Origin of the sequence: Vibrio furnissii CIP 102972, from assembly GCF_000176175.1 — a bacterium.
Lineage (GTDB): Bacteria > Pseudomonadota > Gammaproteobacteria > Enterobacterales > Vibrionaceae > Vibrio > Vibrio furnissii.
Map to the genome: position 1 here is coordinate 53,353 of NZ_ACZP01000019.1, position 14,091 is coordinate 67,443.

The window sequence follows — 14,091 nt, forward strand, 5'->3', positions numbered from 1 at the left end:
TTAGCCCTCAAGTTTGGATTTATCGCGCACCGCTCCTTTGTCAGCACTGGTTGCCATGCTGGCGTAAGCTTTAAGTGCAAATGAAACTTCACGTTGACGATCGACGGGTTTCCAGCCGAGTTGGTCTTGCGCTTCACGACGCGCCGCCATCTCTGCATCAGAAATCTGCAGCACAATCGAACGATTGGGAATGTCGATCGCGATGGTATCGCCGTTTTTCACCAAACCAATTGCGCCGCCGTTGGCCGCTTCCGGAGAGGCGTGACCAATCGATAGGCCCGACGTCCCGCCGGAGAATCGACCGTCGGTTAGCAGCGCGCACGCTTTGCCAAGGCCCATGGATTTGAGGTAGGTGGTCGGGTAGAGCATTTCTTGCATGCCCGGGCCGCCTTTGGGGCCTTCGTAACGAATCACCACCACATCACCGGCTTTGACTTTACCGCCCAAAATGCCTTCAACCGCATCTTCTTGGCTTTCAAACACCACGGCTGGGCCTTCAAACTTGAGAATGCTCGCGTCCACGCCGGCGGTTTTGACGATACAGCCATCAAGCGCAATGTTGCCTTTCAGCACGGCCAGACCGCCGTCTTGGCTGAAGGCGTGTTCTTTGGTGCGAATACAGCCTTCCTGACGGTCATCATCCAGCGTGTCCCAACGGCAATCTTGCGAGAATGCCTGCGTGGTACGAATGCCTGCCGGGCCCGCGCGGAAGAAGGTTTTCACCGCGTCAGAGTCGGTTTGTTTGACGTCGTATTGCGCCAACTGCTCGGCCATGGACAATCCCAGCACGGTGCGCGTGTCATCGTGCAGCAGGCCCGCGCGTTGCAGTTCACCCAGAATGCCCATTACGCCTCCGGCGCGGTGCACATCTTCCATGTGATATTTCTGTGTCGACGGCGCCACTTTACACAGGTGTGGCACCTGACGTGACATGCGATCGATGTCGGTCATGTCGAAATTCACTTCACCTTCTTGCGCTGCGGCTAGTAGGTGCAGCACGGTGTTGGTCGAGCCGCCCATCGCGATGTCCAGCGCCATGGCGTTTTCAAACGCATCTTTGGTGGCGATGTTGCGTGGCAGTGCGGTGGCATCGTCTTGCTGGTAGTAACGCTTGGTCAGATCGACGATGCGACGACCCGCGCTCAAAAATAGTTCTTTACGGTCTGCGTGCGTGGCCAGCAGAGAGCCGTTGCCCGGCTGAGAAAGACCCAGCGCTTCGGTCAGACAGTTCATGGAGTTGGCGGTAAACATGCCCGAGCACGACCCACATGTTGGACACGCAGAGCGTTCCACTTGCTGGCTCTGCTCGTCTGAAACGTTTGGATCGGCACCCTGAATCATGGCATCGACCAGATCGAGCTTGATGATTTGATCGGACAGCTTGGTTTTACCTGCTTCCATTGGACCGCCAGAGACAAAAATGGTTGGAATGTTGAGGCGCATGGACGCCATCAGCATTCCCGGGGTGATTTTGTCACAGTTGGAGATACACACCATGGCGTCAGCGCAGTGGGCGTTCACCATGTATTCCACCGAGTCGGCGATCAGTTCACGGGAGGGCAGCGAGTAAAGCATGCCGCCGTGGCCCATTGCGATGCCGTCATCGACCGCAATGGTATTGAATTCTTTGGCGATACCGCCCGCGGCTTCGATTTCACGCGCCACCATCTGACCAAGGTCTTTGAGATGGACGTGGCCCGGCACGAATTGGGTGAACGAGTTCACCACGGCAATAATCGGTTTCCCGAAATCTTCTTCTTTCACACCGGTTGCGCGCCACAGTGCGCGTGCACCGGCCATGTTGCGTCCATGGGTGGTGGTGGCCGAACGATACTTAGGCATAATCTTGTCTCCTTACTTCGCTTGCTCTGGGTATACGTAATCCAACCAGCCCCACTTGTCTTCGGTGGTGCCGTTGAACAGGCCGAAGTAGGCCTTCTGCATCGCTTCGGTCACCGGACCGCGTTTGCCGATGCCCACGGTGATTTGGTCAATGCTGCGTACCGGGACGATTTCCGCCGCCGTGCCGGTCATGAACACTTCGTCGGCTAGGTACAGGGCTTCGCGGGAAATATTGGCTTCACGCACGTTGTAGCCCATATCTTTGGCCAGCGTCATGATCGAATCACGCGTGATGCCCGGTAGGATGGAGCTGGTGGTCGGTGGCGTGAGGATCTCGCCGTTTTTGACCACAAAAATGTTCTCGCCTGCGCCTTCAGACAGGTAACCATCCACGCTCAGTGCAATCCCTTCTGCGTAGCCGTGACGACGCGCTTCGCCGCCCACCAGCAGAGAAGATAGGTAGTTGCCGCCCGCTTTGGCCGCAGTTGGAATGGTGTTCGGCGCAGCGCGATGCCAGCTGGAGATCATCGCATCGACGCCGTTTTCCAGCGCTTCTTCACCCAAGTACGCGCCCCAAGGGAACGCTGCAATGATGACATCCATTTCGGTGCCGGTTGGCGGACATACGCCAAGGCCCACGTTACCGACAAACGCCAGCGGACGAATGTAGGCGCTATCGAGTTTGTTGGCGCGCAGTGTTTCGCGGGTCGCTTCCATGATCTCTTCTTGAGAATACGGGATTGGGAAGCGGTAGATCTTGGCCGAATCAATCAGGCGCTGAGCATGCTCACGGTGACGGAAAATGATCGGACCTTTAGGCGTGTTGTAGCAGCGCACGCCTTCAAATACGGAGGTGCCATAGTGCATGGCATGGGTCAACACGTGAACGGTCGCGTTGGCCCATGGCATCAGTTCTCCATTGAACCAAATGTAATCTGCAGTTTTTGTTGCCATGATTGCCTTCCTTAAGCACAAATCTTTTGTTGTAAGTTGTTATTGGGGAGCTCGTTGCCCTTGATGGGCGTCACATCAACGCTGCGAATGTCCCATAATTTTTCAATCTGATTAATCAGTGTCGAGATCGGACGATCGCTGTCGACGATGATCTCGACACTGGCAATTTTGCTTTCGTGGTTTTGCGTTGCCGCAACCTGCTTGATGATGAAGCCACGGTGACGAACCACACGCAGAACACGCTCCAGCAGCACCGGTTTATCGTCTGCTTTGATGTCGAGTAAATATCTTTGCATGAGGGCGTCTCCTAGGTGTTCTCTAACATATCATTGTTGGACGCGCCTGGCGGGACCAACGGCCACACGTTCTCTTCTTCATCGATCGCAACGTGCAACAGGTAAGCGGTTTTGCTGGCCAGCATCTCTTTCAGCGCCGGTTCGACTTCCGCTTTCGTGGTGATGGTTTTACCCGGAATATCGAAGGCTTTCGCCAGCATGATGAAATCTGGGTTGTCATCGAGAATGGTTTCACTGTGGCGACCATCAAAGAACAGCGATTGCCACTGACGCACCATGCCCAGACGTTGGTTGTTCAGCAGCACCATCTTGACCGGGATCTGGCGACGCTTCAGCGTGCCCAGTTCCTGAATGTTCATCATGAACGAGCCGTCACCAGTGATGAGAATCGATGGGTCATTCGGGCGAGCCACCGCCGCGCCCATCGCGGCTGGCAGGCCAAAGCCCATGGTGCCAAGACCTGCCGATGAGATGAAGTTTTGCGGATCGCGTGGCTGAATGTGCTGCGCGGCCCACATTTGGTGCTGGCCGACGTCGGTCGAGACGATGGCGCTGTCTGGCATCATGTCTGACAGTTGTTTGAGCAGTAGTGGGGCAAAAATCGCATCGCCCGGGTGGTCGTAACGCCATTTGAATCCGCTGCGCAGGCTTTCACTGTGGTGAACCCAAGGCGAGATATCGTGGCTCAGTTCAAGCTGAGGCAAAATGATGTTGATGTCGCCGCGCAGTGCCGCATTGGCCTGACGCAGTTTGTTAAATTCCGCCGCATCGATATCGATATGAATGACTTTGGCGTGGGGCGCAAAGGTATCCAGCTTTCCGGTCACGCGGTCATCAAAGCGCGCGCCGACGACGATCAACAGATCGCTTTCCTGCACCACTAAGTTTGCTGCCTTGGTGCCGTGCATGCCCAGCATGCCCAAATAATGTGGGTCGTGACGCTCGATGGTGCCGAGGCCTTTCAATGTGCTGACGGAGGGCATCGGGTTCAGGCGCAAGAACTCGCGCACGGTGTCGGTGGCTTTGGCCAGTTGCACGCCGCCGCCGACATATAACACCGGGCGCTCGCTGTGTGCTAATAACTGCTGCGCGTTCGCCAGTTGCTGGGCATCGACCTGCGGGATCGCAGGTGGCGTAAACGCCGGCAAAACGGAAACTGGCGCTTGCCCCAATTGCACATCTTTGGCGATATCGACGATCACAGGGCCGGGACGACCTGCTTTGGCGACTTCAAACGCTTCCGCCAGCGTGGGGGCGAGTTCATGAATATCGGTCACGAGGTAGCTGTGTTTGGTACACGAGAGTGACATACCAATCACATCCATTTCTTGGAAGGCGTCAGTGCCAATGTGAGAACTGGCGACCTGACCGGTAATTGCAACGAGAGGGACTGAATCGAGGAAGGCATCGGCAAGGCCGGTGACTAGGTTGGTGGCGCCTGGGCCAGAAGTGGCCATACATACCGCCACGTCCTGTGTGGCTCTGGCCATGCCGATGGCTGCCATGGCGGCTCCCTGCTCGTGCCGACACAAGATGTGTTCGACACCGCCATCATACAACGCATCATAGATGGGCATGATGGCGCCGCCGGGGTAACCAAAAACGGTTTTGATTCCCTGTTGTCTTAATGCGGCTACGACTAATTGAGCTCCGGTCATCGTAAGCCTCCTGTACAGCGATCCGACTCGCTGTCTGTTGTGTTGTGTTTGCACCTCATGTGCGGCTCCCCATTCTTCCTGCCATGTCTGGTGAGAGATTCATCAGCATGTGCTTTTTTTAAGTCTAACAGTTGTAAAAAAACCCCCGGACTTTTCAGTGCGGGGGTTTTTTGAATCTGGTGTCTATTTTGCGCCCATAAGCCCCCGCGCGGTCATAATCAGGACCACGATAATAAGGCTAATCAGAGAGTTGAAACGGGCGTATAAGTTCATCGTAATAATTCTAAATGTTGTCGTAATATCATACGAAATTGTTTGCGTCTCTAGTGGTAACACACATCTCTGTTACATGACAAGAAAAAAGTCATTCTTTTTTCACATTCTCGTTTTAACCCGCCGCGTTATATAACAACTGTCGTCACCCGCAGCTGAGCTCAATCGGTGCGGTGAATGGTTTTTAATCAGTAACGAAGGAACGTCATGGGACTCGCAATTATTCACAGCCGCGCCAGCATTGGGGTACAGGCGCCGGCTGTGACGGTGGAAGTGCACATCAGCAACGGCATGCCGGGGTTTACGTTGGTCGGTTTGCCCGAGACCACCGTCAAAGAATCCCGCGATCGCGTGCGCAGCGCCATCATCAACTCCAAATTTGAATTTCCCGCCAAACGCATTACGGTGAATTTAGCTCCCGCCGATCTGCCCAAAGAGGGCGGCCGTTTTGATTTGCCGATCGCGCTCGGTATTTTGGCCGCTTCGGATCAGATAGCGCTGCCCAAACTGAGCGATCATGAGTTCATTGGGGAATTGGCACTGTCGGGGGAAATTCGCAGCGTCAAAGGCGTGCTGCCTGCGGCGCTGGCTGCCAATCAAGCGCAGCGCAGTTTAGTGGTGCCTCATCACAATGGCGATCAAGCCGCGTTGGTGGGGCAAGAGCAACATAAATCGGCGCGCACGTTACTTGAAGTGTGCGCTGACTTGTGCGGCCAGCAGACGTTGTCGCTGTTTCAAAGTGACGCGCACGCCGCTAGCGCGCCGCGCGAGCGCGACTTGCAGGACATCATTGGTCAGCAGCAGGGGAAGCGCGCGTTGGAGATCGCGGCGGCAGGCAATCACAATTTGCTGTTTCTCGGCCCGCCGGGCACGGGCAAAACCATGTTGGCCTCGCGGTTGTGCGACCTGCTGCCGGAGATGACCGAAGCCGAGGCGATGGAAACTGCGTCGGTGGCCTCGTTGACGCAACAAGAAATCAATCAGCACAACTGGAAACAGCGCCCGTTTCGCGCGCCGCATCATTCCAGTTCCATGGCTGCACTGGTGGGCGGCGGTTCGATTCCTCGCCCCGGAGAAATTTCGCTCGCCCACAATGGGTTGCTGTTTTTAGATGAAATGCCGGAGTTTGAACGCAAAGTGCTCGATTCGCTGCGCGAACCATTGGAATCGGGCGAGATCATTATCTCGCGTGCGCAGGGTAAAACTCGGTTCCCAGCACGGTTTCAGTTGGTTGGCGCGCTCAATCCGAGCCCGACCGGGTATTACGAAGGCAATCAGGCGCGGGTGAATCCGCAGGGGATTTTGCGTTACTTGAGCCGTTTGTCGGGGCCGCTGCTGGATCGCTTTGATATGTCGATCGAAATTCCGGCATTGCCCAAAGGCACTTTGTCACACGGCGGCGATCGCGGTGAACCGACGGCAGTGGTGCAGGCGCGGGTCTTTCGCGCGCGTGAAACCATGCTGGCGCGCAGTGGGAAAGTCAATGCGCTGCTCCACAGTCGTGAAATTGAAACTTACTGTCCGCTCAGTCAGCCGGATGCGGAGTTTCTGGAAAATGCATTGCATCGCTTGGGGTTATCGATTCGCGCCTATCATCGCATCATCAAGGTGGCACGCACCATCGCCGATCTCAGTGGCGAAGCACACATTCAGCGTGCGCATCTGGCCGAAGCGCTCGGTTATCGCGCCATGGATCGGTTACTCAAGCAGCTGACCGCCCAGTCCGTCTAGGCGCGCAGTGCGCTGACCTTTGGCTTGTGTATTTCTTTCAGCGGGCAAGCGCGTATAATGGCCCGCTGTTTTTTTACTCAATTCATTGATTCCTATAAATTCTATGCTTGCTTACCTTCTGCTTGTGCTCAATATTGTGCTGGTGATCCTCAATACGGCCTTCAGTTCGCTGCTGATCTGTGCGATTGCGCTGATCAAAGTGCTGCTGCCCACACCGAAACTGAAAGTCCTGGCCACTCGAATGGCAGACAAAGCGATGTGGCTGTGGGCAACGCTCAATGCGCGTATTTTATCGATGTCGAATCGGGTCGAGTGGGACATTGAGGGCGGGGAAGGCCTGAATCAGCAGGGCTGGTATTTGATGATCAGCAATCACCTCAGTTGGACGGATATTGTGGTGCTGTGCTGCGTGTTCAAAGACCGCATTCCGATGCCGAAATTTTTCCTCAAACAGCAACTGCTGTACGTGCCGTTTGTCGGCATGAGCTGTTGGGCGCTGGACATGCCGTTTATGCGTCGCTATTCGCGCGAATATTTACTGCGCCATCCCCACAAACGTGGTCAAGATTTGGCGACCACGCGTCGCTCATGCGAAAAGTTTAAATTTCACCCGACGACGGTGGTGAATTACGTTGAAGGTACGCGTTTCACGGTGCACAAACAGCGCGCGACGCGCTCGCCGTATCACCACTTGCTGATGCCCAAAAGCGGCGGCATTGCCTATACGCTGGCGGCGATGGGAGAACAGTTTTCCAATATCATTGATGTCACGCTGGCTTATCCGGACAACACCGAGAAACCCTTTCGCGACATGTTGATGGGCCGCATGACGCGCATTGTGGTGCGCATTCGCGTGTTGCCAGTCGATGCACAGGTGCGCGGTGATTATTTTCATGACAAACCATACAAACGCCAGTTTCAGCAGTGGTTGGGGCAGCTATGGCAAGAGAAAGACCAGCTGTTACGCACGCTGTATGCGCCAAAATCCGATGCATAAAAAAGGGAGCCAGTGGCTCCCTTTTGCAATGTGTTGAACTTACTTACCCAGCAGGAAGTTGATCAGCGCGAAGTATTCGTCGGTTGATTTCACGCCTTGGGCTTGTACTAAGTAGTGATTGTTGACGATCACCGACGGCACGCCAGTCAGGCCGCTGTCTTGGAACTGCTTGTCAAAGCGACGCACCATTGAATCCACCGCGAACCCGTTGAAAGCCGCGTCGAATTTCGCACCGTCGATGCCTTCATCGACAAAGATTTGGCGCAGTTCGGCATCGTTTTTCGGTGCTTTGTGCATGGTGTGAATGCGGTTAAACATCACCGGAATCATTTTGTCTTCGACATTCAGTGCAATCATGGTCGCGTAAGCTTTGCTCATCGATTTACCCATGTTGCCGCCCATGAATGACACGTGGTTTTTTTGCAGTTTCACGCCTTCAGGCAGCTCTTTTTTCAACTGAGACATGATCGGCTCGAACGCATTGCAGTGCGGGCAGTAGAACGAGAAGTACTCGGTCACGCTCGGTTTCGCGGACGGTTCTAGGTCGAGCACTTTGTAATGCACCCCTTCTTTGAACTGTGCGGCATGGGCCGACAGGCTTAACATCAGGGTTGCAACCAGTGCAAACAGCTTTTTCATTGTGAACTCCATTATTACTTTGAAGGCTTGTTACCATTGTGGCATCAGAGAGAGCGGTGGCTCTTCCAATGCCGCGATTTGTTCTTTGAATGCCAGCACCTGGCTCTCCCAGTATTTTGGATCATTAAACCAAGGAAAGGCGAGCGGAAAGGCTGGATCTTGCCAACGTTTTGCCAACCATGCCATGTAGTGCACCATTCGTAGACCGCGCAGCGGCTCGATAAGTTTCAATTGATTCATGTTAAAATCGCAGAACTCTTGATAGCCTTCTAGCACGAGATCCAGTTGCATCAGTTTGTCGCTGCGCTCGCCGTTGAGCAACATCCACACATCTTGTACCGCAGGGCCATTGCGCGCATCGTCGAGGTCGACGAAGAGTGGGCCGTCACGCCACAAAATATTGCCGGGATGGCAGTCGCCGTGCAGGCGAATCAACGCTTGATTCGGTTGCCAATGCTGCTCAATGCGGTTGATCAGCAGATCCAGATCGTGGAAAAAACTGTTTTCCAGATGCATGGGAATGCATTGCGCGTTGTGCAGCAGCGCGCGCGGTTGATACAGGTATTCGTCTAACCCGATGGTCGGGCGATGCAGGAACGTTTTACTCGCGCCCACTTTATGAATGCGGCCGAGAAAGCGTCCGACCCACTCCAGCTGTTCTTCGTTGTCGACTTCAAACTGACGGCCGCCGACGCTGTTAAACAGCGCAAAATGGTACCCCTGATAATGGTGCAGTGACGCGCCGTTGATCACCAGTGGCGCGGCGAGTGGAATCTCGGCCTCGGCCAGCTCCAGTGCAAAGTCGTGCTCTTCCTGAATCTGTTCGATGCTCCAGCGCTGCGGGCGGTAGAACTTGACCACGAAGCGGCGGCGATCTTCATCGCTGAACTGATACACGCGGTTTTCGTAGCTGTTGAGTGCCAGAAATCCTGATTCGGCGCGAATACCGATGCTCTCTAAGGCGTACCACATAAAATCGGGCGTCAGGGCATCAAACTGAAAATTTGCTTGTGTCATTGATTAAAAAGGGCTCATTGCTGAGCCCTTTTCCATGTCGAGTGTTAAAGCTTTTTGATAAATCGGCTTTCCACTTGCATTGTGAATTGGTTGCTGTCATCGGTGAGTATAAACTGAATTGTCGCAACCGGAGAGCTGAGATTGTCAGGTTTGACCCCCAAACTCATCGGCAGGTTGAGCACTTCGCCCGGTTCGACCTGCACCGTTTGCTTGCCGTACCACGAGACGTCGGTCAGACCGCTGACATCGAGCGTATAGGTTTGGATGTGCTGCGTTTTGTTGATTACCTTGAGGGTGTAGGTGTTTTCAATCTCGCCGGAGCTGTTGGTGCGGAACAACTGGCTGCGGTCGCGAATCACACTGAGCCCGGCCGGATCCACCGCGGCCACCTGAGCAAAGAACAAGCCGATCATCACCAGTAACACCGCACCATAACCCAGCAGTTTCGGCCGCATCACTTTGGTGTGTTTGCCCGACAAGCGGTGCTCGGTGGTGTAGCTGATCAAGCCTTTATCGTAGCCCATGCGTGCCATGGTGGTGTCACATGCGTCAATGCAGGCCCCGCAGTTGATGCACTCATATTGCAGGCCGTCACGAATATCGATACCGGTTGGACACACCTGAACGCACAAATCACAGTCAATGCAGTCACCCAAGCCGAGCGCTTTGGGATCGGCTTTGCGTGAACGCGGGCCGCGCTGTTCACCCCGTTCGGTGTTGTAACCCACAATGAAAGTGTCTTTGTCGAACATCGCCGATTGGAAGCGTGCGTACGGGCACATGTGAATACACATAATCGAGCGCATCCACCCCGCGTTGCCGTAAGTGCAGATGGCGAAGAACATCACCCAGAACACCGGCCAGAAGGTGGCGTTGAAGGTAAAGAAATCGATCACCAAATCGCGCACTGGCACAAAGTAGCCGACAAAGGTAAACCCGGTCGCCAACGCAATCGCAAACCAAGCGATGTGTTTGGCGGTTTTGCGCATCGCCAAATTGGCGGTCATTTTGTTGCCGTCTTGCTTGCGGCGTTTGTTGGCGCTGCCTTCGAGTTTCTCTTCAAACCAGATGTACATGAAAGTCCATACGGTTTGCGGGCACAAGTAACCACACCACACGCGGCCTAAAAAGGTGGTGATAAAGAACAGGCCGAACGCGGCGATCATAAACAGCAGCGCGAGCAGGGTTAGATCCTGCGGGTATAAGGTGGTGCCAAAGAAGTTGAACTGCTGATGACCGAGGTCGAGCAATATGGCCTGGCGGTTGCCGTAGGAGATCCACGGAATCAAACCAAACAGCAACAAGAGAAACCAGCCGCCGTAACGGCGCAGTTTCTGGTAGGTTCCTTTGCTTTCGCGCACGTAAATGCGATTGCTCGGGTTGAATCGGTCGCCTTCCTGACCCTTGTGGGTCTTTGGGTTAAAGACTTTCGGAGTCACATCTTTGATGTCGATCTTATCCTGACTCATCAAATTATCCTTTTGGGCATCATGGTGCGATTTCTGGTGATCACACTCTTTTTGACATGGCTTAACCCGTCATACGCAAATGGCGCAGCAGGGGAGTATGGTTGCTTCATAAAGTGGTGATTATAGCGGCAATCACATTTTTATTTCTTTAACGCAATCAACCTTTAACAACAAATATCCTTACATTTTTGCCAGTTATCATTAACATTGCGGATAAAAAAAGAGCGGCCATGGGCCGCTCTGCATAATGAGGATGAGATTACTTGATGATGCCACGGGCGCGGAGGATCGCGGTTTTAAAATCGTCTTCGTAGTCTTTTTTCAAGCCAGGAATGACCGCATCTTTGGCGCTGTTGCGCATCTTGAGATGGTAGATCAATACATCATCCGTGAGCTCTTCCAGCGGGCCTTGGTAACCGGCTTCCGCGGCCAGTTTGCAGATAAACGGGATCAGATTCAGCTCGGAATCTTTATGCCATTCTGGCTCCAGCAATTGCAACAATTCTTCGACGCGATGACACTTCATACTTTCTCCACATTTTTTGTAATGGTTTGGTGTAAAGGTATCAAATTGCGCACGGAATACAATCGGTGAAGGGGCGACACACTCAAATTGAGGACAAGAAAAAAGCGCAGGGTAAGCTGCGCTTTTTAATTAAGCGGCCTGGACCACTTTTGTTTCTGGCGATGCAGAGACTGCATTTTTCTCGACAAGAGTAGGCGCGGGCGCGATTTTTTTCGCAACCGGTGCAGCAGCAAAACCACTGCGACGGCGCATTGCACTACGGTTAGTGTGCGAAAACCTGACAGCTGTTGGGCGCATTCAGTAACCTAACGGTCAGGCATATCCATTGCCGATGTAATGGCCTGAATCATTATGAGTTGCTCTTCTGCATCTGAACAAAAATGAAGAAGAATGGCTCATTCTGGCGAACGCCAATCCAAATAATGACTCAGGAATAACGATATGCATGCATATCGAAGTTAGAGTAGCACCAAGTTTGCAAATGATCGATAGTTAACCAATGTTTATGTTAAAGAAATGCTTGTGGTGTGTGAGAATCGCCATTGTGTTCGCAATCTTTTCCGCTTTACACTGGGCGCTCAACAACAGGAGGTGTGTATGTCATTTCTGAAGAAAACCCTCGCCAGTTTTGGCATCGGTTCGGCGAAAGTCGACTCCGTCTTGCAGCAGGAAGCCTTGATCCCGGGCCAAACGGTCAAAGTGACCATTCACGTGTACGGAGGTGCCACAGCGCAAGCGATCGATAACATCGAACTCAAACTCTGCTGTCGTTACATCGCAGAAGTGACCATGGCACGGGGCCGTGAAGAGGGCGGCAGCACGCGTCGCATGCCGCAAGCGCACACGCTGGCCAGTTGGTCGTTGCCGTATGCATTTACCATTGCTGCGGGAGAGACGCGCGATTTTGACGTCGAGCTTGTGGTGCCATGGAACACGCCCGTCACCATTGGCGATGCCAAAGTGTGGCTCGAAACCGGGTTGGATATCGCCATGGCGATCGATCCGGCGGACAAAGACATGCTCACCGTCCGCCCGGATCCATTCATGGATGGCATTTTTACCGCCTTGGAAGCGCAAGGATTACGCCTGCGCCAAGTGGAGTGCGAAGCCGCCAAAGGGTTTGCGCTGCCGTTTGTGCAGGAGTTTGAATTTGTGCCCACCGACGGCCCGTTTCATGGTCGCTGGCGTGAATTGGAAATCGTGGCTTATCGCGATAAAGACCTGTTGCAGATGTGGTTTGAGATCGACCGTTTTCAACATGGCGCGACGGGAATGTTGGCCAGCTTGCTGGGTAAAGGCGAGCTGAAACGTCAGTTGACGCTCCCCTGCACCTTGTCGCCAACGCAGGCGGGTGAACGCGTATTGCAGTTTCTAGATAGCCATTCCTAAGGTGAACATCGGCGTGAAACTTCTGGCTTACATGTGTACGCTGAATGTGCCATACTAGCGCCGAACTATCGCACGGATTGGGAAATCGTATGTCGAGTACTGCTTATAGCGTCAAAGAAGAAGTTGCCAATGCGATCAGCCATGGCATCGGCTTCATTCTGGGGATTGTCGGTTTGGTCCTATTGTTGGTCAAAGCGATGGATCACCGGGCGGATGCGCTGACTTTGGCCAGCATGAGTATTTACGGCGGCAGCATGATTGCGCTGTTTCTTGCCTCGACGCTGTATCATGCGATCCCGCATCAAAACGCCAAACGGTGGTTGAAAACCTTTGATCACTGCGCGATTTATCTCTTGATTGCCGGCAGTTACACGCCGTTTCTGTTGGTCAGCCTGCGCACGCCGTTGGCGTTTGGGCTGATGATCGTGATCTGGCTGATTGCGCTGTTTGGCATCATCATGAAAATTGCGTTTGTGTACCGCTTTAAGCGTTTATCGCTGGTGACCTATCTGATCATGGGGTGGTTGTCGCTGATTGTGATTTATCAGCTGGCCCTGAATCTGGATGTGGGTGGGTTAACCTTGCTGGCTGCGGGCGGGGTGGTGTATTCGCTGGGCGTGATTTTCTATGTGGCGAAACGCATTCCGTACAATCATGCCATTTGGCATGCGTTTGTTTTGGCCGGATGCGCTTGCCACTTTCTGGCGATCTACCTCTATATCGACCCGGTTTAACGGGTCTCGACTTGGTTCACGCTGGCGCGAATTTGATAGCGCGGCGCTTCAGCCACGTTCACTTCAATGGCTTTGCCGGCCACTGAGGCCTGCGGGCGCAGGTAGGTGTCGGCCATCCGTTTGATCGACTGCCAAATGGTGCTGGTTTGTGTGGCGAGCACTTGGCCTTGCTCATCCAGAATTTCAACTTTCAGTTCAATGTTGATCACCGATTGGCTGCTCTGGTTGGTGATCGCGGTGGGAAGCACTAAGCGGCCATCACGATAGCGCGCGCTGCCCAGCACAATGTCGATGCCAGAATTGCTCAGTTGCAGGGTCGGTTTGTCGCTGCCGAGCTCAATCATGCTGGCGCGCTGCGCTTTAACCAGCGGCGCTGCGATCACGGGTGCGGCGGCCACGACCGCTGTGTCGCTGGGCTGGACGGTGGGGGCGACCGGCTGCACGTATTGCCAAGTAAAGTCATCGTTCAGTTGTACGTGACGGCCATCTTGTAGCGTGACCACTTCGCTCGCCAGGGCAAGTGGTGCCCAGCTTGCCATCATCAACGTGATTAGGTTTTTCATCTG

General features: G+C 54.0%; 13 protein-coding genes. 4 read left to right on the forward strand and 9 right to left on the reverse strand.

All coding sequences use genetic code 11. The annotated features are described in order from the left end of the window. From ilvD to ilvG, 4 genes are read right to left on the reverse strand one after another with little or no spacing between them, the layout of a single operon-like run. Nucleotides 1–1,842 (reverse strand): dihydroxy-acid dehydratase, encoded by a 1,842-nt coding sequence (gene ilvD, locus VFA_RS20370; protein ID WP_004728749.1) that lies wholly within the window; start codon nucleotides 1,840–1,842, stop codon nucleotides 1–3. Between the two features lie 12 nt (nucleotides 1,843–1,854). Continuing rightward, nucleotides 1,855–2,796, reverse strand: a complete 942-nt coding sequence (gene ilvE, locus VFA_RS20375; RefSeq protein ID WP_004728750.1) for a branched-chain-amino-acid transaminase — start codon at nucleotides 2,794–2,796, stop codon at nucleotides 1,855–1,857. Between the two features lie 11 nt (nucleotides 2,797–2,807). After that, complete coding sequence (gene ilvM, locus VFA_RS20380) at nucleotides 2,808–3,092, reverse strand: acetolactate synthase 2 small subunit (RefSeq protein ID WP_004728751.1); 285 nt, start codon at nucleotides 3,090–3,092, stop codon at nucleotides 2,808–2,810. An 11-nt stretch (nucleotides 3,093–3,103) separates the two neighbouring features. Beyond that, nucleotides 3,104–4,750, reverse strand: coding sequence for an acetolactate synthase 2 catalytic subunit (gene ilvG / locus VFA_RS20385; RefSeq protein ID WP_038152661.1), 1,647 nt, complete (start codon nucleotides 4,748–4,750; stop codon nucleotides 3,104–3,106). A gap of 480 nt (nucleotides 4,751–5,230) precedes the next feature. Between ilvG and VFA_RS20390 the strand changes: the two genes are divergently transcribed. Both VFA_RS20390 and VFA_RS20395 read left to right on the forward strand, forming a co-directional pair. Continuing rightward, on the forward strand, nucleotides 5,231–6,754 hold the full coding sequence (locus VFA_RS20390) for a YifB family Mg chelatase-like AAA ATPase (protein WP_004728753.1): 1,524 nt from the start codon (nucleotides 5,231–5,233) through the stop codon (nucleotides 6,752–6,754). A 103-nt stretch (nucleotides 6,755–6,857) separates the two neighbouring features. After that, nucleotides 6,858–7,751, forward strand: coding sequence for an acyltransferase (locus VFA_RS20395; protein ID WP_004728755.1), 894 nt, complete (start codon nucleotides 6,858–6,860; stop codon nucleotides 7,749–7,751). A 39-nt stretch (nucleotides 7,752–7,790) separates the two neighbouring features. On the opposite strand, the gene VFA_RS20400 is transcribed toward VFA_RS20395, so the two are convergent. From VFA_RS20400 to VFA_RS20415, 4 genes are all read right to left on the reverse strand, one after another. After that, nucleotides 7,791–8,390 (reverse strand): thiol:disulfide interchange protein DsbA/DsbL, encoded by a 600-nt coding sequence (locus VFA_RS20400; protein ID WP_004728756.1) that lies wholly within the window; start codon nucleotides 8,388–8,390, stop codon nucleotides 7,791–7,793. Between the two features lie 30 nt (nucleotides 8,391–8,420). After that, entirely contained in the window at nucleotides 8,421–9,407 is a 987-nt protein-coding gene (locus VFA_RS20405) for a serine/threonine protein kinase (protein WP_004728758.1), read from the reverse strand. 44 nt (nucleotides 9,408–9,451) lie between these two features. Then, nucleotides 9,452–10,876 carry a cytochrome c oxidase accessory protein CcoG gene (ccoG, locus tag VFA_RS20410; protein ID WP_004728760.1) on the reverse strand — a complete coding sequence of 475 codons (1,425 nt, stop codon included), beginning with the start codon at nucleotides 10,874–10,876 and terminating at the stop codon, nucleotides 9,452–9,454. A gap of 259 nt (nucleotides 10,877–11,135) precedes the next feature. Then, nucleotides 11,136–11,402: a YihD family protein gene (locus VFA_RS20415; protein ID WP_004728762.1), complete on the reverse strand. Its 267-nt coding sequence runs from the start codon at nucleotides 11,400–11,402 to the stop codon at nucleotides 11,136–11,138. Nucleotides 11,403–11,999: 597 nt separating this feature from the next. On the opposite strand from VFA_RS20415, the gene VFA_RS20420 reads away from it, so the two are divergent. Beyond that, entirely contained in the window at nucleotides 12,000–12,791 is a 792-nt protein-coding gene (locus VFA_RS20420; RefSeq protein WP_004728765.1) for a sporulation protein, read from the forward strand. An 89-nt stretch (nucleotides 12,792–12,880) separates the two neighbouring features. Then, the gene (trhA, locus tag VFA_RS20425) at nucleotides 12,881–13,525 is read left to right on the forward strand and encodes a PAQR family membrane homeostasis protein TrhA (RefSeq protein WP_004728768.1); all 645 of its coding nucleotides are present in this window, start codon (nucleotides 12,881–12,883) and stop codon (nucleotides 13,523–13,525) included. Here trhA and VFA_RS20430 read toward each other — a convergent pair. Beyond that, nucleotides 13,522–14,088 (reverse strand): DUF3157 family protein, encoded by a 567-nt coding sequence (locus VFA_RS20430; protein ID WP_004728770.1) that lies wholly within the window; start codon nucleotides 14,086–14,088, stop codon nucleotides 13,522–13,524. The genes trhA and VFA_RS20430 overlap by 4 nt on opposite strands. Nucleotides 14,089–14,091 lie beyond the last annotated feature (3 nt).

Excerpts from the sequence above, each read along its gene's own strand:
- ilvD (WP_004728749.1), bottom strand. The coding sequence starts at position 1,842 with ATGCCTAAGTATCGTTCGGCCACCACCACCCATGGACGCAACATGGCC.
- ilvE (WP_004728750.1), bottom strand. The coding sequence starts at position 2,796 with ATGGCAACAAAAACTGCAGATTACATTTGGTTCAATGGAGAACTGATG.
- ilvM (WP_004728751.1), bottom strand. The coding sequence starts at position 3,092 with ATGCAAAGATATTTACTCGACATCAAAGCAGACGATAAACCGGTGCTG.
- ilvG (WP_038152661.1), bottom strand. The coding sequence starts at position 4,750 with ATGACCGGAGCTCAATTAGTCGTAGCCGCATTAAGACAACAGGGAATC.
- VFA_RS20390 (WP_004728753.1), top strand. The coding sequence starts at position 5,231 with ATGGGACTCGCAATTATTCACAGCCGCGCCAGCATTGGGGTACAGGCG.
- VFA_RS20395 (WP_004728755.1), top strand. The coding sequence starts at position 6,858 with ATGCTTGCTTACCTTCTGCTTGTGCTCAATATTGTGCTGGTGATCCTC.
- VFA_RS20400 (WP_004728756.1), bottom strand. The coding sequence starts at position 8,390 with ATGAAAAAGCTGTTTGCACTGGTTGCAACCCTGATGTTAAGCCTGTCG.
- VFA_RS20405 (WP_004728758.1), bottom strand. The coding sequence starts at position 9,407 with ATGACACAAGCAAATTTTCAGTTTGATGCCCTGACGCCCGATTTTATG.
- ccoG (WP_004728760.1), bottom strand. The coding sequence starts at position 10,876 with ATGAGTCAGGATAAGATCGACATCAAAGATGTGACTCCGAAAGTCTTT.
- VFA_RS20415 (WP_004728762.1), bottom strand. The coding sequence starts at position 11,402 with ATGAAGTGTCATCGCGTCGAAGAATTGTTGCAATTGCTGGAGCCAGAA.
- VFA_RS20420 (WP_004728765.1), top strand. The coding sequence starts at position 12,000 with ATGTCATTTCTGAAGAAAACCCTCGCCAGTTTTGGCATCGGTTCGGCG.
- trhA (WP_004728768.1), top strand. The coding sequence starts at position 12,881 with ATGTCGAGTACTGCTTATAGCGTCAAAGAAGAAGTTGCCAATGCGATC.
- VFA_RS20430 (WP_004728770.1), bottom strand. The coding sequence starts at position 14,088 with ATGAAAAACCTAATCACGTTGATGATGGCAAGCTGGGCACCACTTGCC.